This is a genomic window from Streptomyces sp. JH14, assembly GCF_029428675.1.
GTDB lineage: Bacteria > Actinomycetota > Actinomycetes > Streptomycetales > Streptomycetaceae > Streptomyces.
In genome coordinates this window covers 4,478,801-4,502,352 of sequence record NZ_JAJNEL010000001.1, presented here as the reverse complement: position 1 = coordinate 4,502,352, position 23,552 = coordinate 4,478,801, and the positions used below count along the sequence as shown (strand labels likewise).

Below are 23,552 nucleotides of genomic sequence, written 5' to 3'. Positions count from 1 at the left end.
CACCCTCGCACCCGCCGCCCACACGCACTGCGGGGCCGGACGGGACCCCCCGGCCCATCCGACCCCACTGCGCCCCCCGTACCCCCGTGGACCCACCGCCTCCCCCGAAGCGACGGCCCCCGTCCTCCCCCTGTCGCCTCAGGCCACCAGCTCGCCGAAGGACTCCTCCTCGTCACGGCCGAAGCTGAGCACCTCGTCCTCGCGCAGCCGCCGCAGCGACCGCCAGATGCTCGACTTCACCGTGCCGACACTGATGTCGAGGATCGACGCGATCTCCGGATCCGTGCGCCCCTCGTAGTACCGCAGGACCAGCATCGTGCGCTGGAGTTCCGGCAGCCGTGCCAGCGCCTGCCAGAGCACGGCGCGCAGCTCCGTGCCGCGCATCGCGTCCGTGTCGCCCGCCGTCTCCGGCAGCTCCTCGGTCGGGTATTCGTTCAGCTTGCGCCGGCGCCAGGCGCTGATGTGCAGGTTGGTCATGGTGCGGCGCAGATACCCGCCGACGGCCGCCTTGTCGCTGATCCGGTCCCATGCCCGGTACGTGGAGAAGAGGGCGCTCTGCAGCAGATCCTCGGCCTCGAACCGGTCACCGGTCAGGTGGTAGGCGGTCGCGTACAGGGAGGCGCGGCGCTCCTCGACGTAGGCCGTGAACGCCGCTTCGGCGTCCGAGACCTCCGCCCGGGGCTTCCGCTCCCCCGAGCCCTCCCCGTACCCGGCTCCCCCGCCGGCCCCCACGGGTGCGTCGACGACCGTCATGCAGGGATTGCGCCCTTGCTCCGCAGCCGACGGGTACGGACGCCCGGCGGCCCGGACGCATCCCCGCCCCGCCCCGAACTCCCGGTTCCGCTCGAACAGGGTGGTGCCCCCCGCGGGGCCGGACTTCTCGGTGCCCCTGCCGACGTCGTGGAGACGCGTGACAACTGCGCTTGAGGTGGTGCTGTGCAGTGCGTTCATCTCGCGCCCCCCGTCGGTGAAATCCGTCCGTTCCTTGTGCCAATGAGCTTGCCCGGGCAGTTTCATGGCGCTGTCCGCCGACTGTCACAGACCTGTCACAGGCCATTTCCTCGGCGTGCCGAATGCATGAGAGCGCTTCAAGTGTCGAACTGAGGCTCCACCATGGGCCAGAATGACCCCCGTGCCTTTCCTGTTGCTGATCGAGGACGACGACGCCATCCGCACGGCCCTCGAACTCTCGCTGTCACGCCAGGGCCACCGTGTGGCCACCGCGGCGACGGGCGAGGACGGCCTGAAGCTGCTGCGCGAGCAGCGGCCGGACCTGGTCGTGCTGGATGTGATGCTGCCCGGCATCGACGGCTTCGAGGTGTGCCGGCGCATCCGGCGCACCGACCAGTTGCCGATCATTCTGCTGACCGCGCGCAGCGACGACATCGACGTCGTGGTCGGACTGGAGTCCGGCGCCGACGACTACGTGGTCAAACCCGTGCAGGGCAGGGTGCTCGACGCCCGGATCCGCGCGGTGCTGCGCCGCGGTGAGCGCGAGTCCACCGACTCGGCGACGTTCGGCAATGTGGTCATCGACCGCTCGGCGATGACGGTGACCAAGAACGGCGAGGATCTCCAGCTCACGCCGACCGAGTTGCGGCTCCTGCTGGAGCTGAGCCGCAGGCCGGGACAGGCCCTGTCCCGGCAGCAGTTGCTGCGGCTGGTCTGGGAGCACGACTATCTCGGTGACTCCCGGCTCGTCGACGCCTGCGTGCAGCGGCTGCGCGCCAAGGTGGAGGACGTACCGTCCTCGCCGACCCTGATCCGTACGGTGCGGGGCGTGGGCTACCGGCTGGACTCTCCTCAGTGAGCGATGCTGCCAGGCGCGGCCTGCTCAGCGGTCTTCGCTGGACCAGTCTGCGGCTGCGGCTCGTCGTCGTGTTCGCGCTGGTGGCGCTGACCGCCGCGGTGTCCGCCTCGGGGATCGCGTACTGGCTCAATCGCGAGGCCGTGCTGACGCGTACGCAGGACGCGGCGCTCGGGGACTTCCGGCAGGAGATGCAGAACCGGGCGGCGTCGCTGCCGTTGCGCCCCACCAAGGACGATCTGCAGAACACCGCCGTGCAGATGGCGAGCAGCAGTCCCGGCTACAGCGTGCTGCTCGTCGACAAGCGCGACGGCGGCAAGCCGATCGTGGGCAACTCGAACCTGGACACGTTCACGCTCGACAACGTTCCGCTGTCGCTGCAGCAGCAGGTCAACAAGCGGCAGCCGGAGGAGTCGGGCAGCACCTACCCGTACCACCTGTTCTGGCAGCGCACCTCGATCCGCGGTACGCCGTACCTGGTGGCCGGAACGAAGATCATCGGCGGCGGTCCGACCGGCTACATGCTGAAATCGCTCGACCAGGAGCGGCAGGACCTCAACTCCCTTGCCTGGTCGCTGGGTATCGCCACCGGACTCGCCCTCGTCGGCTCCGCGCTGCTGGCGCAGGCCGCCGCGACGACGGTGCTGCGGCCGGTGCAGCGGCTCGGCGACGCGGCGCGCAAGCTCGGCGAGGGCAAGCTCGACACCCGGCTCGTGGTGTCCGGCACCGATGAACTCGCCGATCTTTCCCGGACGTTCAACAGGGCCGCGAGTTCGCTGGAGAAGAAGGTCGCGGACATGAGCGCGCGGGAGGAGGCCAGCCGCCGGTTCGTCGCCGACATGTCACACGAACTGCGCACCCCGCTCACCGCGATCACCGCGGTCGCCGAGGTGCTGGAGGACGAGGCCGACAGCCTCGACCCGATGATCGCGCCGGCCGTGCACCTGGTGGTCAGCGAGACCCGGCGGCTGAACGACTTGGTGGAGAACCTGATGGAGGTCACCCGCTTCGACGCGGGTACGGCCCGGCTCGTCCTCGACACGGTCGACGTCGCCGACCAGGTCACCGCCTGCATCGACGCCCGCGCCTGGCTGGACGCGGTGGATCTGGACGCCGAGCGCGGCATGATGGTCCGCCTCGATCCACGCCGGCTCGACGTGATCCTGGCGAACCTGATCGGCAACGCGCTGAAGCACGGCGGTTCGCCGGTACGGGTCGCGGTACGGACCGACGGCGACGAACTCGTCATCGAGGTGCGCGACCACGGCCCCGGTATCCCGGAGGACGTCCTGCCGCACGTCTTCGACCGCTTCTACAAGGCCAGCGCCTCCCGGCCGCGTTCCGAGGGCAGCGGGCTCGGTCTGTCGATCGCCATGGAGAACGCGCACATCCACGGCGGTGACATCACGGCCTCGAACTCGCCGGACGGTGACGGCGCGGTGTTCGTGCTGCGTCTGCCGCGCGACGCCGAACAGCTCGCGCGCACCCGCACCGAACGGGATCAGCGTGAGCAGGCCCGGGACGAGCAGGGGGACGCGACGTGAGGCGCAGCAACCGTCGTACGCACCGGGCGCGCCGCACCACCGGGGCGCTGGCCGGCGCCGTCGTCTGCGCGGTGCTGGCCGCCGGGTGCGGGATCAGGACCACGTCGGTGCCGGTCGACGCCGGCCCCGCGCCGTCCCGCGTGCCGTGCGCGATGTCCGCGGAGGACGTCGGCACGGAGGCGATTCGGGGCATTCCCGTGCAGATCTACCTGCTCTGCGCCTCGCAGCTGGTCACGGTGGACCGCACGGTGCAGGTCGAAGGCGTGAAGTCGAACCGGATCCGGATCGCGCAGGCGCTCCTCGACGAGCTGCAGCAGGAGCCGGCCGCCGACGAGCGGCAGGCCGGCTTCTCCACCGACGTACCGGCGACCCTGCAGATCAACGGGGCTCGCGGCAGTGACCCGGCGGACGCGCTGCGGCTCAGCGAGCAGCCCGAGGACCTGCCGTCACAGGCTCTGGCGCAGATCGTCTGCACGTTCGCGGAGAGCGAGTCGCTCACCTCGGACGGCACGGTGGTGCTGGGCGGGCCCGGGAACTATCCGCCGCGTGGCTATCTGTGCACCTCGGAGACGAAGGACCGGCCGGAGTCCGTGCCGACGCTCGGTGCGGACCAGGTGTCCTGAGGGCCGGGGCCACACGCCGCCGGGTGGAGTTCGGACCGTCCGGGGGCAGGGCGGAACCGATCCTGCCGGTAGCCGCGTCTTGGAAGGCGTGCGTCAAGGTTCGGGCGGCCAAGCCGTCATCCGCTTCCGCGCGGTCGGGGTGTTCCTCCTCCTCGCGCATCTGCTGCTTGTCGGGTGGCTGACTCTGCGTCCGCTGGATGTGCCGTGGATGACGGCCGCGAACCTCCGGCCGTTGGCCGGCATAAGGGCGGACCTGGCTCTCGGCCCGGCCGAGGCGGCGCACCGGATCGGGTCGGGACTGCTGCTGCTGGCGCCGCTGGGGGTGCTGCTGCCGATGGCCGGGGGACGGCTCCTGGTGTCCCCGTGGGCCTCGCTGGCCCGTACCGTCGCCGCCGGGGCGCTGATATCCATGGCGATCGAGCTGGCGCAGACCGGAGTGCCGGGGCAGGTCGTCGATGTCGACTCCCTGCTGCTGAACACCGTCGGTGTGGGGCTGGCCCATCTCGTGGTGGTGCCGATGGGCCGGAGACGGCTGCGCCGCCGTGGGCAGGTGAGGGTGGCGCGTGTTCCCCGCCCCAGGGACGAGACGCCTCAGGGGTCGACCCCGACGATTTCCAGGGTCGGTATCGCACCGTAGAGCGACGCTTTGCCCCTGTTCGCGGGGCCACCATGGATGCATGGGGAGCACGACGGAGCTGCTCCCCGGCAACGGTTCGCGAAGGAGCATCCCATGGCCGCACTTGCCCGCCCCCGTGACGGACGCATGATCGGCGGAGTGTGCGCAGCGCTGGCACGGCGCTTCGGCACGTCCGCGGGAACCATGCGCGTGATCTTCCTGGTCTCGTGCCTGCTGCCGGGCCCGCAGTTCCTGCTCTATCTGGCGCTGTGGCTGCTGCTGCCGGCCGAGAAGTCGTCGGCGGCCACCGCCTGGTGAGGCGGTGACGTACATACGCCGGTGGGGCGGGTACCCGGGTCGGGTGCCCGCCCCACCGGCGTATGTACGGGGGTCAGCCGCCGAGCGGCAGACCGTTGGTCGACAGACCGCTGGTGGTCATACCGCCGGCGGGCAGTCCGCCGAGCAGGCCCTTGACCGGGGCGGCGGCGTCGTTGACGACCTTCGTCTGACCGCTGCCGAGGAGCGTGGCGGCCAGGCCCTGGGCCGGGAGGGTCTGGGTGGCGGTACCCAGCGCGGAACCGGCGGCCGGCAGGGCCGTCGCGGCGCCGACGGGCAGCGCGGTGGCGGAGGCGGTACCCGCCGCGGCAGCGGCGAAAGCGGCACCGAGAGCGGCGACACCGAGAGTCCTGGCAGCAGACTGCTTCATGTGAAATTCATCCTTGGGGAAGGGGATGTGAGCGGCTCTGCAAACTAGCCAGCGCACTGCCCGTCCCGCAAACATGCCTGACGCGGCAAACGGCCGGGATCCGATCGTCCCGGCCGTTTGCCGCAGAGGCGGAATTCAGCCCGCGGAAGCGGAAGAGATGCTGGTCGCGGGCGTCTGCTCGAAGAGCCACTCGGACTTCAGCTCGGCATAGCCGGGCTTGATCACGTCATTGATCATCGCCAGACGTTCATCGAAAGGAATGAACGCTGATTTCATCGCATTGACCGTGAACCACTGAATGTCGTCGAGCGTGTATCCGAAGGCCTCGGTCAGCTGCTCGAATTCCTGGCTCATGCTCGTACCGCTCATCAAGCGGTTGTCCGTATTCACGGTGAGACGGAAATGGAGCCTGCGCAGCAGCCCGATGGGGTGCTCGGCGTACGAGTCGGCGGCACCGGTCTGGAGGTTGGAGGTCGGGCACATCTCCAGCGGGATGCGCTTGTCCCGTACGTACGAGGCGAGGCGGCCGAGCGTCACCCGGCCGTCCTCGGCGACCTCGATGTCGTCGATGATGCGCACACCGTGGCCGAGCCGGTCGGCGCCGCACCACTGCAGCGCCTGCCAGATCGACGGCAGCCCGAAGGCCTCGCCCGCGTGGATGGTGAAGTGGTTGTTCTCGCGCTTGAGGTACTCGAAGGCGTCGAGGTGACGGGTGGGCGGGAAACCGGCTTCGGCACCCGCGATGTCGAAGCCGACGACGCCCAGGTCCCGGTAGCGGTTGGCGAGTTCGGCGATCTCCAGAGCGCGGGCGGCGTGCCGCATCGCGGTCAGGAGGGCGCCCACCCGGATCCGGTTGCCGTCCAGGCGGGCCCGGCGCTCGCCCTCGCGGAAGCCTTCGTTGACCGCCTCGACGACCTCCTCGAGGGTCAGCCCGGCCTCCAGGTGCTGCTCGGGGGCGTACCGCACCTCGGCATACACGACACCGTCCGCGGCCAGGTCCTCGGCGCACTCCGCGGCCACCCGGACCAGGGCCTCGCGGGTCTGCATGACGGCGCAGGTGTGGGCGAACGTCTCCAGGTACCGCTCCAGCGAGCCGGAGTCGGCCGCCTCACGGAACCAGATGCCGAGCTTGTCCGCCTCGGTCTCGGGCAGGGCTTCGTAGCCCGCGTCACGGGCCAGGTCGATGATCGTGCCGGGACGCAGACCACCGTCGAGGTGATCGTGGAGAAGCACCTTGGGGGCGCGTCGGATCTGGTCGGGGCCGGGCACATACGGGGTCGGGCTCATCATCTGGGCACTCTAACGCCTACGCGCGTAGAACGTGGCCGGCCGATGCGTAACAGTGACCGCGAATACGGGTGGAGTACACCTGTCCTTCTGACACTGTTCTGTCATGGCACAGCGCGCACTCCCCCTGCCTGCTGCGAGGCTGGGACGGGCCGTGAAGACGGTCGGAGCACAACCTGCGGTCAGCGGCGTGGTCCTGCTGCTCCCGGACGGCGAGGCCGACTCGCACCGCCGCCCTTCCCCTCTGTCGTACGCGTTCCAGCTGCCGCTCGCCCGGACCCTGGCCCGCGCCGGCCAGGACGACGGGCTGGCCGCCCATGTCGTGCACTACCGCTGCCGGGGCTGGAACGCCACGGACGCGCAGCACGCGGCGGACGCCCGGTGGGCGGTGGACGAGGTCGTGCGGCGCTACGGCGACATCCCCGTCTGCCTGGCCGGCCACGGCATGGGCGGCCGCGCGGCACTGCGGGCGGGCGGCCACCCGGCGGTCAACTCGGTGCTGGCGATGGCCCCCTGGCTGCCGGAGGACCCGTCGGCGGAACCGGAACCGGTGAAACACCTGCTGGGCCGCCGGGTGTTGCTGGTCCACGGCACGAACGACGCGCGCTCCGACCCGGAGTTGTCGTTCCGGCTGGCCGAGCGCGCCAAGAAGGCCAACCGCGACACCTGTCGCTTCGAGGTCCACTCGGACGGCCACGCGCTGCGTCAGCACCGCGCCGAAGTGACGGCGCTGGCCGTGGACTTCGTACGGGGGTCGCTGTTCGGGCGGACGTACGCACGCCCGGTCGCCGACGCACTGGCCGCTCCCCCGCCGCTGGGGCTGCGGATGCCGCTGGCGGCGGGGTTCGGGCGGTCGCTGGGGTCCTGACGGGCGATGCGCGGGGTACGGCTCCGGCTGCCGGGGCCGCCTGTCTGCGCTCAGTCGCGGATGTCCTGCAGCAGCCACTCGCGCGGGATGACATGACCGAGCCCGCGCTCGCGGGCCCGCTCGTAGACGATCGCCGCGACGGCGTGGACTGGGCGCCCTGGATGTTGCCGCGCTCGGAGAACGTCACCTGCTGATCGTCCTCGCGGGCACGGGCGCCGCCCGAGAGGACGTCGTCCAGGCACACCACGCGGGCGTCCCGCGGTGGGCGCCGGGCTCCCTTGCCGTGCTGGTGGTGCTCCCGCACGGGAGCGTCCGGCCGGGCGCGGGGGACGACGTACTCGTCCTCGGTGGCCCCGCCGTGCCGGCATGGACAGGGGGCCCGGTCGAGGCGAGGCCGCAGCGGGGGGTCGGGCGGGCGTCGCGGGAGCGGTCACGCCTCCGCGGCGGCGTTTCTTCCGGCCGACGGAGCGTGGGCCTGGTCTTGTGGAGATGCCCGTATGCCTCGGGACACCGAAGGCGCCGGAGTCCCGCCCCCCACCGACTCCCACCACACAGGCGAGTCGCAACCAAATCTCAATTATTACCGAGTTGCCTTTTTGGCCTGGTTGCCTTTCCATGGAGGCCGAACGAGTGGAGCCGGGCATGGACGAGGAGTACATATGACCAGCGTGCTGATCGTGGGAGCCGGACCGACCGGGCTGACCCTGGCCTGCGACCTCGCCCGGCGCGGAATCGCCGTGCGGATCATCGAGAAGACCCCGGAGTTCCCTCGCAGCTCACGCGCCAAGGGGCCCAACCCGCGCAGTCTTGAGGTCCTGGAGGACCTGGGCGTCGTCGACGAGGTCATGGCCTCCGGCTCGGGTCCCCTGGTCATGCGCAAGTACCGGGGCGGGCGGCCGATCGCCGACACGGATCCGCACGAGGGCTCCGGTCCGACCCCTGACGCCCCCTATGACCAGGGCCGGCTCATCCCCCAGTGGCGGCTGGAGGAAATCCTGAGGGACCGCCTCGCCGGGTACGGCGTGAGCGTCGAGCTGGGCACCGAACTGACGCAGCTCACACAGGAGGACACCGGGGTCGTCGCCACGATCGCCGACGGCCGTCGCATCGAGGCGCGCTACCTGGTCGGCTGCGACGGCGGCCACAGTGCGGTCCGCACACTGCTGGGCGTCCCCTTCGCCGGCCGGACGTCGGAGGAACAGGTGATGGTCTGCGGGGATGTCGAGCTGGACGGGCTGGACCGCGGCATCTGGCACCAATGGTTCGACGAGGACGGCGCGGTGATGCTCTGTCCGATTCCCGGCACCCGGTCGGGGTGGTGGTTCCAGGCCGGGCCCGAACGGGACGACGAGGGCCGCGTCGTCGAGCCGTCGCGGGAGAGCTTCCAACGGCTCTTCGACCGGCATGCCAGGATGCCCGGCCTCCGGCTGACCGATGCGACCCTGATGTCGACCTACCGGGTCAACGAACGCATGGTCGACCGCTACCGGGTCGGCCGGGTCTTCCTCGCCGGAGACGCCGCGCATGTCCACTCCGTCGCCGGCGGGCTGGGTATGAACACCGGCATCCAGGACGCCTTCAATCTGGGCTGGAAGCTCGCACTGGTCCTCACCGGCCGGGCGGGGCCCGGCCTGCTCGACAGCTACGAGGAAGAGCGGCTGCCCGTGGCCGCCTGGACGCTGGACATCACTTCCGAGCGCCAGCGTGCGGTGCTGGAGGCGATCAAGGAGCCGGGCGGCGGCCTGGATGTCGTGGCCACGCCGGAGACGACCACGCTGGGCCTCGGATACCGGTGGAGTTCGCTCTCCCGCGAGGGGGACGCGCGCGACGGTCGGCTGCGGGCGGGCGACCGCGCGCCGGACGCTCCCTGCTGTGACGCCGCGACCGGCGCCCCGACACGCCTGTTCGAGGTGTTCGCCGGACCGCACTTCACGCTCCTCGGCTTCGGCCCGGGCACAGCCGCGGCCCTGCGGGAAACTGTCGCGAAGCACGGAGATGTCGTACGGGCGTATTCCGTGGACGCCGGTCCGGAGGGGCTGCTCGACGACCGGGGACACGCCCGGTCGGCCTACGGGACGGCCGAGGACTCACTGGTGCTGATCCGCCCCGACGACTACGTGGGACTGACCGCGCCGGCAGACGGCACCCGCGCGGTTCTGGACTACCTGGACGGCCTCGGCCGCTGACGCGCAACCCCCGGCCGGCGCGATCCCGCCGGCCGGGGAATCGCGCTCTGCCGTCGCCCCTGTGGCCGTGCCCCACGGCGCTGTGCGTGTGCCCTGCGACGGTGCCCGACTCGTCGACGGGTTCGGCCGGGGTCCCGCGGGCACGGGGCGCAGCCGTCCGTCGGGCGGGAGTCGGCGAGGGAGGCGGTGAGGGGTTGCGCGCTCGCGGCCGCGTGGCCCCGTGCGTGCGTCACCGCATCGTTCTCGCCCTCCCCGCCACGCTCCCGCCCCGTCAGTCCGGCAGCAGATGGCCCCGGCGCGACAGCAGGAACTGCTTGAACGCCGCCACCGGCGGGGTGTCCGGGTGGCCGTCCAGCCAGGCCACCCCGATCTCACGGGCCGCCCGCGGGGCCGTGACCGTCAGTTCCACGACGCCCGGACGGGCCACCGCGGGCGGCGGCAGCAGGGCCACGCCGAGGCCCGCGGCCACCAGACCGCGCAGCGTCTCGGCCTCCTCGCCCTCGAACGCGACGCGGGGCGTGAAGCCCGCCTCGGCGCACAGGTCGTCGGTGATGCGGCGCAGGCCGTACCCGGGCTCCAGGGTCACGAATGCCTCGTCGGCCGCCTCCGCCAGGCGGATCCGCTTGCGGGATGCGAGGCGGTGGTCCTCCGGGACGACCAGGCGCAGCCGCTGCTCGTCCAGGCGTCGGGTGACCAGATCGGGGGCGTCCGGGACGGGTGAGGTGAGGCAGAGGTCGAGGCCGCCGGCCCGGAGCCGTTCGATCATCGCCTCGCCGTAGTTCTGCACCAGTTGGAAGCGGACGCGGGGATGGTCGGCGCGGAAGGCCCGGATCAGCGCGGGAACGGTCTCGGAGCCCATCGTGTGCAGGAAGCCGAAGGCGACCTTGCCCGCCGTAGGGTCGGCGTCGGCCCGTACCGAGTCCGCGGCCCGCTCCACTTCGGCGAGGGCCCGCTCGGCCGAGCCGAGGAAGGTGCGGCCCGCGGTGGTGAGCGAGACGGTACGGCCCTTGCGGGCGAACAGGGCGACACCCAGGTCCTGTTCCAGCCGGACCATCGCCCGCGACAGCGTGGACTGCGGGACGCCGAGCTCGTGCGCGGCGCGGGTGACGTGTTCGTGGCGGGCGACCGCCTCGAAGTACGCCAGCCGCGGCGCGAGCACGGCGCGAATGTCTTCTTCGTAACTACTCGGTGACAGCCGGGTCTGTGAGCTGCGTTCATGCACCATGGGATTGATTATCGCAAGTTCGTGCATTGGACGCATGAATGCCGGGCGATCTACTTTCGAGGTATGTCTCCCGCCAGTACCAAGGCGTCCACCCTCACGCTGGACGCCTCAGCACCGTCATCTCCCGTCGCCCCCGCTGCCGCCGCCGTTCCGGACCGGATGGAGCCCGGCCGCCCCGGCTATCGCCGGATGAGCTTCGCGCTCTTCGCCGCCGGTGTCGCGACGTTCGCACTCCTCTACTCCACCCAGGCGCTGCTGCCCGCCGTCTCCGCCGGACTCGGCGCCACAGCCGGGCAGGCCAGCTGGACGGTCTCCGCGGCCACGGGTGCGCTGGCGCTGTGTGTGCTGCCGATGAGTGCGCTCTCGGAGCGGTTCGGGCGGCGGCAGCTGATGACCGCGTCGCTGACGGTCGCCGTACTGGTCGGACTGCTCGTACCGTTCGCCCCCTCGCTCGGCTGGCTGATCGCCCTGCGCGCCGTCCAGGGCGCGGCCCTCGCCGGGCTGCCCGCCTCCGCGATGGCGTACCTCGCCGAGGAGGTACGACCGAAGGCACTGGTCGCCGCGATCGGGCTGTTCGTCGCGGGCAACAGCATCGGCGGCATGAGCGGCCGTATCCTCACCGGCTGGGTCTCCCAGATGTGGGGCTGGCGGGTGGCGCTCGGCACGGTCGGACTGCTGGCCGTCGTCTGCGCGGTCGTCTTCCACTTCATGATCCCGAGGGCCCGCCACTTCACGCCCGGCACGCTGAACCCGAAGGCCCTGGCGAAGACGGTCGGCGGTCACCTGGCCGATCCGCTGCTGCGCAGGCTGTACGCGATCGGCGCCCTGTTCATGACGGTGTTCGGCGCGGTCTACACGGTGATCGGCTACCGGCTGGTGGAGGCCCCGTTCCACCTTCCGCAGGGCGTCGTCGGCTCGATCTTCCTGGTCTACCTCGTCGGTACGGTGTCGTCGGCCGCGGCCGGCAGGCTCGTCGCCCGGCTCGGCCGCCGGGGCGCGCTCTACCTGGCCGTTTCCACGACGGCCGCCGGTCTGCTGCTCTCCCTGTCCGACCAACTGGCGGCCGTGCTGCTCGGCCTGGTCCTGATCACCGCCGGCTTCTTCGCCGGACACGCGGTCGCCTCGTCGTCCGTGAGCCGGACCGCGACGAAGGGCCGGGCGCAGGCCTCGGCGCTCTACCAGTCCGCGTACTACCTGGGCTCCAGTGCGGGCGGCACGCTCGGCGCGATCGCCTTCCACGCCGGCGGCTGGGCGGGCACGGTGTCGCTGGGTCTGTTCGCGGTCCTCGGCGTCGTCTCGATCACGCTGTGGGGGTCGCGGGCCGCCCGGGCGGAGCAGCGCCGCCTCGTACCGGCGGCATCCGTACAGAACTGAGACATACGCACGCACAACCGCCACCTCCCTTTCGCGCGTCTAGCCAGCGGAACCACCGCACTTCACGCGAAGGGGAGTTGGCGTACATGGCAGTCGTAGGGAACATACGGGGAGCCCGGATGCGGCGCGCGGTCGCGCTGTCCGTCGCCGGGCTGACGGCGGCGCCCGCGCTCGTGCTCGGATCGGGCGCCTCCGCGCAGGCGGCGTCCTGCACGACGTCCACCGGGCCGTACCAGAAGCAGGTCGAGAACTACCTGCACCGGCCGGTCGACGGCAGGCAGTCGACGGCCGACTGCAAGGCGATCCAGTCGTTCCAGCGCACCTACGGGATCACCCCGGACATCGGGTACGCGGGGCCGGTCACCTGGCGGACGATGCAGACGCTCACCGCCCAGAAGGCGGCCGGCAAGAACCCCAACAAGGCCGGGAAGTGCCCCACCAACAAGGGGCGCATCGCGTGTGTGGATCTGACCCGGCAGCTCAGCTGGATCCAGGACGGAGCCAAGCTGAAGTACGGTCCGGTGCCGATCCGCAGCGGGCGGAACGGGTACGAGACGCGCACCGGGTCGAAGAAGATCTATCTGCGGCACATCAAGCACTGGTCGTCGCTGTACCACGTGTGGATGCCGTACTCCCAGTTCTTCGACGGCGGGCAGGCGTTCCACTCGGTCTCCCTGAAGATGTGGAACCCGCCGGGGTCGCACGGCTGCGTCAACATGCGGGACGCGGACGCGAAGACGTACTGGAACCTGCTGAAGAACGGCGACGACGTGTACGTGTACGGGCGCAAGCCCGGAACGTGACGGGAACACAAGCGGCTTCGGCACTTCTCACCCCCGTTGTCAGTGGCCTGCGATAGCTTCCGAAGTGCCGGAGCGAACGGTGACACTGCGCAACAGGGGTGGAGCGATGAGTGATCTTACGGCCACGACGGACATCGACAGCCGTCTGGAGGGACACCGGGTCGAGCTGACCGGGTACTGCTACCGGATGCTCGGCTCGGCCTTCGAAGCGGAGGACGCCGTACAGGACACGCTGGTGCGCGCCTGGCGCAACTTCGAGAAGTTCGAGGGCCGTTCCTCGCTGCGCTCCTGGCTGTACCGGATCGCCACCAACGTCTGCCTCGACATGCTGAACGCGGGGAAGAAGCGGGCCCGCCCGGTCGATCTGACGGGCCCGACACCGCTCGCCCAGGCCGCGCTCAACCCACTGCCGGAGAACACCTGGCTGGAGCCGATGCCGGACGGGCGGATCCTGCCGTCGGTGACCGACCCGGCGGAGGCCGCGGTGGCGCGCGAGTCGGTGCGCCTGGCGTTCGTCGCGGCGCTGCAGCATCTGCCGCCCAAGCAGCGGGCGGTGCTGATCCTGCGCGAGGTGCTGGCCTGGCGGGCGAGCGAGGTGGCCGAACTGCTCGACACCACGGTCGCCTCGGTCAACAGCGCCCTGCAGCGGGCCCGTGCGACACTCGCGGAGCACGAGGGGCTGACCGCCGACACCGCCGATCCGCTCGACGACGAGCAGCGCAAGCTCCTCGAGCGGTATGTGGCGGCGTTCGAGGGGTACGACATGGCGGCGCTGACCGCGCTGCTCCATGAGGACGCCGTGATGACCATGCCGCCGTTCGACCTCTGGCTGCAGGGGCACGACGACATCACCGGCTTCATGGTCTCCCTCGGCGCGAGCTGCGAGGGCTCCCGCCTGGTGGTGACCGCGGCGAACGGCACCCCGGCGTTCGCCCACTACAAGCCGAATCCGGACGGTCCGGGATTCGTGCCGTGGGCGGTGCAGGTCATCGACATCTCGGACGGTGCGATCACCGGGCTGCACTGCTTCCTGGACACGCCCCGCTGGTTCCCGCTCTTCGGTCTGCCGGATCACCTCGAGGCCGATGCAGCGTGAGGCGCCGGCCACGGCTGCGGCGCGCACTGGTGGCGGGCTGGGTGGTGCTGGCGCTCGGCGGCTGGGGGATCACCCAGTGGCTGGGTGAGCCCGTCGCCACCGAGGGCCCCGGCCCGGGCCGCCCCCCTGCCTCCGGCGTCGGACCGGGAACGCAGCCGGAGCACCGGTACGACGACGCCTGTGACGGCGATGCGGCAACGGCGCCGCATCCCACGGCCTCGGCAGCCCCGCTGCTGGTGGTCTGCGCGCCGGCCGACTGACCCCGGGGAGGCGGGTCCAGCCCACCTCAGCCCTGCTCCCCCAGGCCCACGGCATCAGCCAGCCCCACCAAGTCCAGCAGGTGCTGCAGGTCGGGCGGTACGTTGCGCAGCCGCAGCCGTCTGCCGCCCGCCCGGCGCGCGACAAGCCCCAGTCGCGCTACCGCCTCGACCAGGACCAGATCCGCCTGCACGACCCCTCCCACGTCGCAGTCCACTCCGACGTCCGGGTCGCGGACCCTGCCCTCGGGGTCGTACAGCAGGGACTCCAGCTCGGCGCAGAGCGCCGACACGTCGGGTCTGGTGACGCGGCCGGTGATGACCAGGGCCTTCGGGGTCATGGGATCCACACGAAGGAGACCGTCGCGGCGGCCGGAACTCATCGCTGCGCGACGCGACTTCTCGACTGACCGGGAAGACCCCGGTGCCCGGATCCAGCCTGATCCGAAAGAAGGGCCCAGGTCCAGCATGCGGAACGGGACCGGCGGCAGTCCACCGGTCCCGTTCACCGTACGAGTGAGCCGCAGGTCAGGCGATACGTTCCCGCACCACCGGGGTGGCGGTGAAGTCCGTGCCGGCCGGGGCGATGTCGAACGACCCGGGCAGGGCCTTCAGCGCGTACTCGAACTTCTCCGGGGTGTCCGTGTGCAGCGTCAGCAGCCGCTGGCCCTTGGTCACCGTGTCGCCCGGCTTGGCGTGCATCTCGATGCCCGCGCCCGCCTGCACCGGGTCCTCCTTGCGGGCCCGGCCCGCGCCGAGCCGCCAGGCGGCGACGCCGATGTCGTACGCGTCGAGACGGGTCAGTACGCCGGAGGTGTGGGCCGCCACCACGTGCTGCTCGCGGGCGACCGGGAGCGTGGCGTCCGGGTCGCCGCCCTGGGCGGAGATCATCCGGCGCCAGACGTCCATCGCGGAGCCGTCGGCCAGGGCCTTCTCCGGGTCGGCGTCCTTGAGTCCGGCCGCGTCGAGCATCTCGCGGGCCAGGGCGAGGGTGAGGTCGATGACGTCCTTGGGGCCGCCGCCGGCCAGGACCTCGACCGACTCGCGGACCTCCAGGGCGTTGCCCGCGGTCAGGCCGAGCGGGGTGGCCATGTCGGTGAGGAGCGCGACCGTCCGTACGCCGCTGTCGGTGCCCAGCGCGACCATGGTGGAGGCCAGTTCGCGGGCGTCCTCGATGGTCTTCATGAAGGCGCCGGAGCCGACCTTGACGTCCAGGACCAGCGCGCCGGTGCCCTCGGCGATCTTCTTGGACATGATCGAGCTGGCGATCAGCGGGATGGCCTCGACGGTGCCGGTGACATCGCGGAGCGCGTAGAGCTTCTTGTCGGCGGGGGCCAGCCCGTCACCGGCGGCGCAGATCACGGCGCCGGTGGTGTCCAGGACGTCGAGCATCTCGGCGTTCGAGAGGTGGGCGCGCCAGCCGGGGATGGACTCCAGCTTGTCGAGGGTGCCGCCGGTGTGACCGAGACCGCGGCCGCTGAGCTGCGGCACGGCGGCGCCGCAGGCCGCGACCAACGGGGCGAGCGGCAGGGTGATCTTGTCGCCGACGCCGCCGGTGGAGTGCTTGTCGGTGGTGGGTCGGGAGAGCGAGTCGAAGTTCATCCGCTCGCCCGAGGCGATCATGGCGGCGGTCCAGCGGGCGATCTCCGTACGGTTCATGCCGTTCAGGAGGATCGCCATGGCCAGTGCGGACATCTGCTCGTCGGCGACCTCGCCGCGGGTGTAGGCGTCGATGACCCAGTCGATCTGCTCGGGAGTCAGCTCGCCCCGGTCGCGCTTGGTGCGGATGACGGAGATGGCGTCCATGTCCTGGGAGTCCTTCCGGCCGGTACGTACGCAGGAGTCCCGAATGACTCTACGCGCATAGAGGGTGGATACGGGCGTGGCCCTCCCAACGGGCGGGAGGGCCACCGCAGTTCTACTTCAGATGATCCGGGCCGAACGCCTGCGGCAGCATCTCGTCGAGCGTACGGAGACCGTCCGGGGTCTCCAGGACGAGCTCCGGCCCGCCGAACTCGTAGAGCAGCTGCCGGCATCTGCCGCACGGGACAAGGATCTCGCCCGTCCCGTCCACGCAGGTGAAGTGGGTCAGCCGGCCGCCGCCGGTGGCGTTCAGCTGCGAGACGAGGCCGCACTCGGCACACAGGCTGAGCCCGTACGAGGCGTTCTCGACATTGCACCCGACCACCGTACGGCCGTCGTCGACGCGTGCCGCGACGCCGACCGGGTAGCCCGAGTAGGGGGCGTACGCCCGGGACATGGCGCCCCGGGCGGCGGCACGCAGGGCGTCCCAGTCGACGTCGGCGGCCGCGGTCATTTGCCCTGGCCCTTCCGGTACCGCATGCCGTCCGCCTTCGGCATCCGCAGCCTCTGCGCGGAGAGCGAGAGGACGAGCAGCGTGACGACGTACGGGGTGGCGCTCACGAACTCGGTGGGCACCGTGTCCGTGGCGAGGTACCAGACCAGTACGGCAGCGGCGATGACGGCGCTGATCCCGCCCTGGACGAAGCTCTTGCGGTAGAGCTTCCAGGCGGCCAGCACGGCCAGCACGACGAACAGCAGGAGCAGCAGTGCATGGACGGACTCGCCGCCGTTGCGCAGCTGGAGCGCGTCGGCGAAGCCGAACAGGCCGGCGCCCATGGCGAGCCCGCCGGGCCGCCAGTTGCCGAAGATCATCGCGGCGAGACCGATGTATCCGCGGCCGCCGGTCTGGCCCTCGTTGTAGATGTGCGAGGTGACCAGGGACAGGAAGGCGCCGCCGAGCCCGGCCATGCCGCCGGAGACGATCACCGCCATGTACTTGTAGCGGTAGACGTTGACGCCCAGCGATTCCGCGGCGATCGGGTTCTCGCCGCAGGAGCGCAGCCGCAGTCCGAACGACGTCTTCCACAGGACGAAGAACGTCCCGACGAAGAGGATCACGGCCAGGATCGTCAGCAGCGACACATTGGTGACCAGACCGCCGATGATCCCGGCCAGGTCGGAGACGAAGAACCAGTGGTGCTTCTCGATCGAGTGCAGCCAGTCCGACAGGCCGGGGATCGTCACCGAGGTGATCTCGTCGGCCGGTGGCGACTGCTTGGGGCTGCCGCCCTTGGCCGCCGCCTCGCCCGTGTTGAACCAGAGCTTGGCGAAGTAGGTGGTGAACCCGACCGCCAGGATGTTGATGGCGATACCGGAGATGATGTGGTCGACGCCGAAGGTGACGGTCGCGACGGCGTGCAGCAGCCCGCCGACCATGCCGCCGATGACGCCGGCCAGCACGCCCAGCCAGGGATTGGTCTGCCAGCCGGCCCAGGCACCGAAGAAGGTGCCGAGGATCATCATGCCTTCGAGGCCGATGTTGACCACACCGGCCCGCTCGGCCCACAGGCCGCCGAGACCGGCGAGCCCGATCGGCACGGCCATCGCGAGCGCCGCGCTGATCTGCCCTGCCGAGGTGACGTCCTCGGCGCCGGTGACGGCACGTACCGCGGACAGCGCGAGCAGCGCGCCCGCGACGATCAGCAGGACGACGGGGAAGGACAGGCGGGTGCGGCCGCCCTTGCCACCGGAGACCCTGGGGGCCGCGGGCGGCGGGGTGGAAGTCGCCGTGGCGGTCACGCCGACACCTCCTGCTGGTCGGAGTTACGGGCGGCCTGTGCGGCGAGTTCCGCGCCGACCTTGCTCTGCTGGCGCTTGAGTCCGTAGCGGCGGACGACTTCGTACGCGATGACGACGCACAGGACGATGACGCCCTGGATGACGCCGACGATCTCCTTGTCGTACCCCTCGAACTCGAGCTTTCCGGTGCCGCGCTCCAGGAAGCCCCAGAGCAGCGCGCCGAGCGCGATGCCGACGGGGTGGTTGCGGCCCAGGAGTGCGATGGCGATACCGGTGAAGCCGATACCGATGGGGAAGTCGCCGCTGTACTCGTAGCTGTCGTTGAGCAGCGTCGGCATGCCGATCAGGCCGGCCACCGCGCCGGAGATCAGCATCGAGGTGACGACCATCTTCTTGACGTTGACACCACTGGCCTCGGCCGCGGAGCCGGACTGGCCGACCGTCCGCAGATCGAAGCCGAACCGGGTGCGCGAGAGCGTGAACCAGTAGGCGACGCCCGCGACGACCGCGATCACGATGAAGCCCCAGACGGGCGACGGGGTGGTCGGGAACTCGAAGAAGTGCGAGGACTCCGGGAGCGGAGTGGTGGAGATCTTCGTGCCGGCCTCGTCGAGGTGACCGAGGCGGCCCTGCTGGAGCAGATAGCCGATGATCGCGGTCGCGATGGAGTTCAGCATGATCGTCGAGACGACCTCGCTGACACCCCGGGTGACCTTGAGGACACCGGCGATCCCGGCCCACATCGCGCCGACGATCATCGCGGTGAGGATGATCAGCGGGATCTGGAGGGCGCCCGGCAGTGTCAGCGCGCCGCCGAGCGCGGCGGCGAAGAAGGCGGCGAGGCGGTACTGGCCGTCGACGCCGATGTTGAACAGGTTCATCCGGAAGCCGATGGCCACCGCGAGACCCGCGAGGTAGTACGTCGTCGCCTTGTTCAGGATGTAGACCTGGCTGTCCGACTTCACCCCGTAGTCGAACATGATGCCGAACGCGCTGAACGGTTCCTTGCCGGTGAGGGCCAGCACGAGGGCGGTCACCAGGAACGCGACCACGATCGCGAGTACCGGGGCCGCGATCCCCAGGAGCAGCCGCTCCTTGTCGAACTTCTTCATCGGTCCTCTCCCCCGTCCCGGGGGTCGGTGTCGGCGGTGTCCGGACCGGACTCCGCGTCCGTGCCGGGAACGGGCCCGGTACCCGGCCCCGTCTCCGTACCGGATTCGGTGTGTTCGAGATGGCCCCTGGCCGCTCCCGTCATCGCCGAGCCGAGCTCCTCCGGAGTGATGGTCGCCGGATCGGCGTCCGCGACCAGCCGGCCGCGGTACATGACACGCAGGGTGTCGGAGAGCCCGATCAGCTCGTCCAGGTCGGCGGAGATCAGCAGCACCGCCAGACCCTCGTGGCGCGCCTCGCGGATCTGGTCCCAGATCTGCGCCTGCGCGCCGACGTCCACGCCCCGGGTGGGGTGCGCGGCGATCAGCAGCTTCGGTGAGTGGCTCATCTCGCGGCCGACGATCAGCTTCTGCTGGTTGCCGCCGGAGAGCGAGGCCGCGGTGACCTCGATGCCGGGGGTACGGACGTCGTACTCGCGCACGATCCGCTCGGTGTCGGCACGCGCCGCCTTGATGTCGAGGAACGCGCCCCTGCTGTTGGGCTTCTCGGTGACGTGGCCGAGGATCCGGTTCTCCCAGAGCGGAGCCTCGAGCAGCAGTCCGTGCCGGTGGCGGTCCTCGGGGATGACGGCCATGCCGTCCTCGCGGCGCTTGCGGGTCGGCGTACGGGAGATGTCGGCGCCGTCCAGAGTGAGCACCCCGTGGTCCGGCGCGCGCATGCCCATGATGGCGTCGACCAGTTCGGACTGCCCGTTGCCCTCGACGCCCGCGATGCCGAGGACCTCGCCCTTGTGGATGGTGAAGGTGATGCCGTCGAGCACGGCGCGCACCACCCCGTCCGGGTCTGTGGCGGTCAGCCGCAGGTCGTCGACGGTCAGCATCGGCGTGTCGGTGACGGTCGACTCGCGGGTCTCCGGCGACGGCAGTTCGCTGCCGACCATCAGCTCGGCGAGCTGCTTGGTCGTCGTGTTCGCCGGGTCGGCGGTGCCCACCGTCGTACCGCGCCGGATCACCGTGATCTCGTCGGCGACGGAGAGAACCTCGCCGAGCTTGTGCGAGATGAAGATGACCGTCAGGCCCTCGGCCTTGAGCTCGCGCAGGTTGTCGAAGAGTGCGTCGACCTCCTGCGGTACGAGAACGGCGGTCGGCTCGTCGAGGATCAGGGTGCGTGCGCCGCGGTAGAGGACCTTGAGGATCTCCACGCGCTGACGGTCGGCGACCCCGAGGTCCTCGACCATGGCGTCCGGCCGGATGCCGAGACCGTACGCGTCCGAGATCTCCTTGATCCTGGCGCGGGCCCGGTCGCCGATCCCGTACAGCTTCTCGGAGCCGAGGACGACGTTCTCGAGGACGGTGAGGTAGTCGGCGAGCATGAAGTGCTGGTGCACCATGCCGATGCCGCGGGCGATGGCGTCGCCGGGGTTGTGGAACGAGACCTGCTCGCCGTCCACCGCGATGGTGCCCTCGTCCGGCTTCTGCATGCCGTACAGGATCTTCATCAGAGTGGACTTGCCGGCACCGTTCTCGCCGACGAGAGCGTGGACGGTGCCGCGGCGCACGGTGATGTCGATGTCGTGGTTGGCCACGACCCCGGGGAATCGCTTGGTGATGCCGCGGAGCTCCACGGCATGAGGACTGCTGGACGCGTTGATGACGCACTCTCCTTGACAGGAGCGGAGGGCGGAGGCGGTGGGAGCGAGAAAAGGTACCGCGCCCGGATGACGCTACGCGCGTAGCGCCACCGAATCGTTGGCCACCTGACAGCAGGTGGCGGACCGTGTGCGCACGGCTACGGAAAGGCGGGGCCCGGGCGCGTACGCGAAATCGGGGCCCGGGCGAGCAACCGAAGCAGCTCCCGCCGGGCCCCGATCAACAGAACGATCAGAGCGTGGTCTTGACCGTGATCGTGCCGTCGACGATCTTCTTCTTCGCCTCGTCGAGCTTCGCCTGGATGTCCGTGAGGTGGTCACCCGTGGTGGTCAGCGAAACGCCGCCCTTGGCCAGGGAGTACGTCTGGACACCGGTCAGCGGCTTGCCGTCCTTGACGGACTTGACCAGGTCGTAGACACCGGCGTCGACGTTCTTGACGACCGAGGTCAGGATCGAGTCCTTGTACTTCGACAGCGCCGGGTCCAGAGCCTGGTCGGAGTCGACGCCGATGGCCCAGGCGCCCTTCTGACCCGCGACGGCCTCGATCGTGCCGGCACCCGAGCCACCGGCGGCGGCGAAGATGACGTCCGCACCCTTGTCGAGCATGCCCTTGGCGGCGGCCTTGCCCTTGTCAGGGCTGCCGAAGCCGGACAGGTCCGAACCGGTGGACAGGTACTGGATCTGCACCTTGGCCTTCGGGTTCGTGTCCAGGACACCCTGCTGGTAACCGGCGGCGAACTTCTTGATCAGCGGAAGGTCCACACCGCCGATGAAGCCGACCTGGCCGTCCTTCGACTTCAGCGCGGCCGCGACACCGGCGAGGTACGAGCCCTGCTCCTCGGTGAAGACGATGGAGGCGACGTTCTTGGCGTCGGAGACCGAGTCGACCAGACCGAAGTTGACCTTCGGGTACTTCGGGGCGATCTTGTCGACCGCGTCCTTGTACGCGAAGCCGATCGCGATGACCGGGTTGTAGCCACCTTCGGCGAGCGACTCCAGACGCTGCTCGCGGTCGGCCGGGGTCTCACCGTTCTTGGCGGTGAGCTCCTTCGTCTCGGCGTTGAACTCGGCCTTGGCCTTGTCCAGACCACGTGCGGCGGAGTCGTTGAACGAGTTGTCGCCACGGCCGCCCACGTCGAAGGCCATGCCGATCTTCATCTGGCCCTTGTCGGAGGTGGTGCTCTCGTCCGAGGACTCGCCACACGCGGTGGCGGTGAGCGCGAGAGCCGCAGTGATGGCACACGCAGCGGTGATCTTGGATACCCGGCGCAAGGGAAGGCTCCTTCAAACCTGACCGAAGCGCCTCTTCCGGCGCTGGTTTCGCCGCGATCGTAACGCGCGTAGATGTCAGATAAAGCCCTGTACGGAAGCCGTTATCGGATCGTCGCGAACCGGGGGTGACCTGTCCGGTTACGAACGGTTGCCGTCGAGCAAAGCCGCGGCGGTGAACAGCTCCACACCAACGGTGATCGCCTCCTCGTCCGCATCGAAGTCCCCACGGTGCAGGTCGAGGCGCCGGGTGTCGCCGGGAGTGCGCACCCCGAGCCGCGCCATGGCCCCCGGGACATGCTCCAGGTACCAGGAGAAGTCCTCTCCGCCGAGGCTCTGCTCGGTGTCCTCGATCGCATACGATCCGCGGCGCCCCGACATCGCAGCGGCCAGCAGATCCGTCACCGCCGGGTCGTTCACGACCGGCGGGACCCCGCGGACGTAGGTGATCACCGTCTTGGCCCGGTGCATTCCGGCCACCTCGTCGATCGCCGCATGGACCAGGTCCGGCGCCTCCCGCCACGCCTCCAGATCCAGGCAGCGGACCGTGCCGGACAGCTCGGCGTGCTGCGGGATCACATTGCAGGCATGCCCGGCCTGCAGCCGCCCCCATGTGACCGCGAGTCCCGAGCGGGCGTCGACCCGGCGGGCGAGCAGCGCGGGGACCTCGGTGACCACCTTCGCCGCTGCCGTGATCAGGTCGGTGGTCAGATGCGGCCGGGCAGTGTGCCCGCCGGGTCCGTCGAGGGAGACCTCCAGCCGGTCGCACGCCGAAGTGATCGCCCCGACCCGCAGCCCGATCTTCCCCACATCGACCTTCGGGTCGCAGTGCACGCCGATGATCCGCCCGACGCCCTCCAGCACCCCTGACTCGATCGCATCGGCCGCACCGCCGGGCAGCACCTCCTCGGCCGGCTGGAAGATCAGCCGCACGGGCCGCGGCAGCAGCCCCTGCCGGTCGAGCTCCGCGAGTACGAGCCCGGCACCGAGGACGGTGGTGGTGTGGATGTCGTGCCCACAGGCGTGCGCCCGGTCGGGGACGGTGGACCGGTACGGGACCCCGTTCTTGGTGTCCGGAATGGGCAGGGCGTCGATGTCCGCGCGCAGAGCGAGCATGGGCGGCGTGCCACTGCCCCGCGTACCCACGTCACACATGAGCCCGGTCCCGGTGGAGAGCACCTGGGGCCGGAGCCCGGCCTTCTCCAGCCGGGCCTTGATGGCCGCGGTGGTACGGAACTCCTGGTTGCCGAGCTCGGGGTGCATGTGCAGATCGCGCCGGAACGCGATCAGCTCGGCCCGCAGGGGTTCGGGCAGCGTGCCGGGCAGGGGTTCGGGCAGGTCTGTGTGCACGGGCAGCTCGGCATCGGACTCGCGGGACATCAACTGGTTCACCTGGTGAAGGGTAGGCCCCTTCCCCCCTCAACTGGCCACAGATCAACAAAAGTTCAGCCGCATAGAGGAACAAAATGCGGCGTCAGGGCGTGTGACGTGAGAAGGGGGTGGGTAAACTCATCCAATTTCCTCCGATG

23 protein-coding genes are annotated in these 23,552 nt (G+C 70.4%); 11 read left to right on the top strand and 12 right to left on the bottom strand.

The genetic code is table 11. From position 1 onward, the window contains the following. Nucleotides 1–138: 138 nt before the first annotated feature. Nucleotides 139–951, bottom strand: a complete 813-nt coding sequence (locus LRD69_RS20440) for a SigE family RNA polymerase sigma factor (protein WP_277327994.1) — start codon at nt 949–951, stop codon at nt 139–141. A 181-nt stretch (nt 952–1,132) separates the two neighbouring features. Between LRD69_RS20440 and afsQ1 the strand changes: the two genes are divergently transcribed. The 5 genes from afsQ1 to LRD69_RS20415 all read left to right on the top strand — a co-directional run bounded on the left by afsQ1 (nt 1,133) and on the right by LRD69_RS20415 (nt 4,908). Then, a complete protein-coding gene (afsQ1, locus tag LRD69_RS20435; protein WP_176902165.1) occupies nt 1,133–1,810 on the top strand; it encodes a two-component system response regulator AfsQ1 in 678 nt (225 codons plus the stop codon). Next, nucleotides 1,807–3,351 carry a HAMP domain-containing sensor histidine kinase gene (locus tag LRD69_RS20430; protein ID WP_277327993.1) on the top strand — a complete coding sequence of 515 codons (1,545 nt, stop codon included), beginning with the start codon at nt 1,807–1,809 and terminating at the stop codon, nt 3,349–3,351. Before afsQ1 ends, LRD69_RS20430 begins: the two co-directional genes overlap by 4 nt. Next, nucleotides 3,348–3,974, top strand: a complete 627-nt coding sequence (locus LRD69_RS20425) for a hypothetical protein (RefSeq protein ID WP_277327992.1) — start codon at nt 3,348–3,350, stop codon at nt 3,972–3,974. Before LRD69_RS20430 ends, LRD69_RS20425 begins: the two co-directional genes overlap by 4 nt. Nucleotides 3,975–4,062: 88 nt before the next feature. Beyond that, nucleotides 4,063–4,611, top strand: a complete 549-nt coding sequence (locus tag LRD69_RS20420) for a VanZ family protein (protein WP_277327991.1) — start codon at nt 4,063–4,065, stop codon at nt 4,609–4,611. A 93-nt stretch (nt 4,612–4,704) separates the two neighbouring features. Then, complete coding sequence (locus tag LRD69_RS20415) at nt 4,705–4,908, top strand: PspC domain-containing protein (RefSeq protein ID WP_037688377.1); 204 nt, start codon at nt 4,705–4,707, stop codon at nt 4,906–4,908. 73 nt (nt 4,909–4,981) lie between these two features. Here the strand turns inward: LRD69_RS20415 and LRD69_RS20410 are convergent, their stop codons facing one another. Together LRD69_RS20410 and LRD69_RS20405 are read right to left on the bottom strand one after the other, a co-directional pair. Then, a complete protein-coding gene (locus LRD69_RS20410) occupies nt 4,982–5,296 on the bottom strand; it encodes a hypothetical protein (RefSeq protein WP_277327990.1) in 315 nt (104 codons plus the stop codon). Nucleotides 5,297–5,431: 135 nt separating this feature from the next. Beyond that, the gene (locus LRD69_RS20405) at nt 5,432–6,586 is read right to left on the bottom strand and encodes an adenosine deaminase (RefSeq protein WP_277327989.1); all 1,155 of its coding nucleotides are present in this window, start codon (nt 6,584–6,586) and stop codon (nt 5,432–5,434) included. 187 nt (nt 6,587–6,773) lie between these two features. Here LRD69_RS20405 and LRD69_RS20400 point away from each other — a divergent pair, with 187 nt between their 5' ends. Then, the gene (locus LRD69_RS20400) at nt 6,774–7,451 is read left to right on the top strand and encodes an alpha/beta hydrolase (protein ID WP_277329807.1); all 678 of its coding nucleotides are present in this window, start codon (nt 6,774–6,776) and stop codon (nt 7,449–7,451) included. A gap of 659 nt (nt 7,452–8,110) precedes the next feature. Further along, the gene (locus tag LRD69_RS20395; RefSeq protein WP_277327988.1) at nt 8,111–9,637 is read left to right on the top strand and encodes an FAD-dependent oxidoreductase; all 1,527 of its coding nucleotides are present in this window, start codon (nt 8,111–8,113) and stop codon (nt 9,635–9,637) included. Between the two features lie 271 nt (nt 9,638–9,908). Here the strand turns inward: LRD69_RS20395 and LRD69_RS20390 are convergent, their stop codons facing one another. Next, on the bottom strand, nt 9,909–10,862 hold the full coding sequence (locus tag LRD69_RS20390; protein WP_277327987.1) for a LysR family transcriptional regulator: 954 nt from the start codon (nt 10,860–10,862) through the stop codon (nt 9,909–9,911). A 63-nt stretch (nt 10,863–10,925) separates the two neighbouring features. Between LRD69_RS20390 and LRD69_RS20385 the strand changes: the two genes are divergently transcribed. From LRD69_RS20385 to LRD69_RS20370, 4 genes are all read left to right on the top strand, one after another. Continuing rightward, entirely contained in the window at nt 10,926–12,236 is a 1,311-nt protein-coding gene (locus LRD69_RS20385) for an MFS transporter (protein ID WP_277327986.1), read from the top strand. Nucleotides 12,237–12,322: 86 nt separating this feature from the next. Beyond that, nucleotides 12,323–13,039, top strand: a complete 717-nt coding sequence (locus LRD69_RS20380; RefSeq protein WP_277327985.1) for a L,D-transpeptidase family protein — start codon at nt 12,323–12,325, stop codon at nt 13,037–13,039. A gap of 79 nt (nt 13,040–13,118) precedes the next feature. Beyond that, entirely contained in the window at nt 13,119–14,135 is a 1,017-nt protein-coding gene (locus tag LRD69_RS20375) for a sigma-70 family RNA polymerase sigma factor (protein WP_277327984.1), read from the top strand. Then, on the top strand, nt 14,132–14,395 hold the full coding sequence (locus tag LRD69_RS20370) for a hypothetical protein (protein WP_277327983.1): 264 nt from the start codon (nt 14,132–14,134) through the stop codon (nt 14,393–14,395). The genes LRD69_RS20375 and LRD69_RS20370 overlap by 4 nt, the downstream gene beginning before the upstream one ends. A 26-nt stretch (nt 14,396–14,421) precedes the next feature. Here the strand turns inward: LRD69_RS20370 and LRD69_RS20365 are convergent, their stop codons facing one another. From LRD69_RS20365 to LRD69_RS20330, 8 genes are all read right to left on the bottom strand, one after another. Continuing rightward, a complete protein-coding gene (locus LRD69_RS20365; protein ID WP_277327982.1) occupies nt 14,422–14,733 on the bottom strand; it encodes an STAS domain-containing protein in 312 nt (103 codons plus the stop codon). 187 nt (nt 14,734–14,920) lie between these two features. Further along, the gene (locus tag LRD69_RS20360) at nt 14,921–16,198 is read right to left on the bottom strand and encodes a thymidine phosphorylase (RefSeq protein ID WP_030914606.1); all 1,278 of its coding nucleotides are present in this window, start codon (nt 16,196–16,198) and stop codon (nt 14,921–14,923) included. 112 nt (nt 16,199–16,310) lie between these two features. After that, nucleotides 16,311–16,709: a cytidine deaminase gene (locus LRD69_RS20355; protein ID WP_277327981.1), complete on the bottom strand. Its 399-nt coding sequence runs from the start codon at nt 16,707–16,709 to the stop codon at nt 16,311–16,313. Continuing rightward, nucleotides 16,706–17,995 (bottom strand): ABC transporter permease, encoded by a 1,290-nt coding sequence (locus tag LRD69_RS20350; RefSeq protein WP_277327980.1) that lies wholly within the window; start codon nt 17,993–17,995, stop codon nt 16,706–16,708. The genes LRD69_RS20355 and LRD69_RS20350 overlap by 4 nt, the downstream gene beginning before the upstream one ends. Then, nucleotides 17,992–19,107, bottom strand: coding sequence for an ABC transporter permease (locus tag LRD69_RS20345; protein ID WP_277327979.1), 1,116 nt, complete (start codon nt 19,105–19,107; stop codon nt 17,992–17,994). Before LRD69_RS20345 ends, LRD69_RS20350 begins: the two co-directional genes overlap by 4 nt. After that, nucleotides 19,104–20,729 (bottom strand): ABC transporter ATP-binding protein, encoded by a 1,626-nt coding sequence (locus tag LRD69_RS20340; protein ID WP_277327978.1) that lies wholly within the window; start codon nt 20,727–20,729, stop codon nt 19,104–19,106. Before LRD69_RS20340 ends, LRD69_RS20345 begins: the two co-directional genes overlap by 4 nt. 256 nt (nt 20,730–20,985) lie before the next feature. Then, nucleotides 20,986–22,026: a BMP family ABC transporter substrate-binding protein gene (locus LRD69_RS20335; RefSeq protein ID WP_277327977.1), complete on the bottom strand. Its 1,041-nt coding sequence runs from the start codon at nt 22,024–22,026 to the stop codon at nt 20,986–20,988. 138 nt (nt 22,027–22,164) lie between these two features. After that, nucleotides 22,165–23,403, bottom strand: coding sequence for a M20 family metallopeptidase (locus LRD69_RS20330; protein ID WP_277329806.1), 1,239 nt, complete (start codon nt 23,401–23,403; stop codon nt 22,165–22,167). Nucleotides 23,404–23,552: the final 149 nt, after the last annotated feature.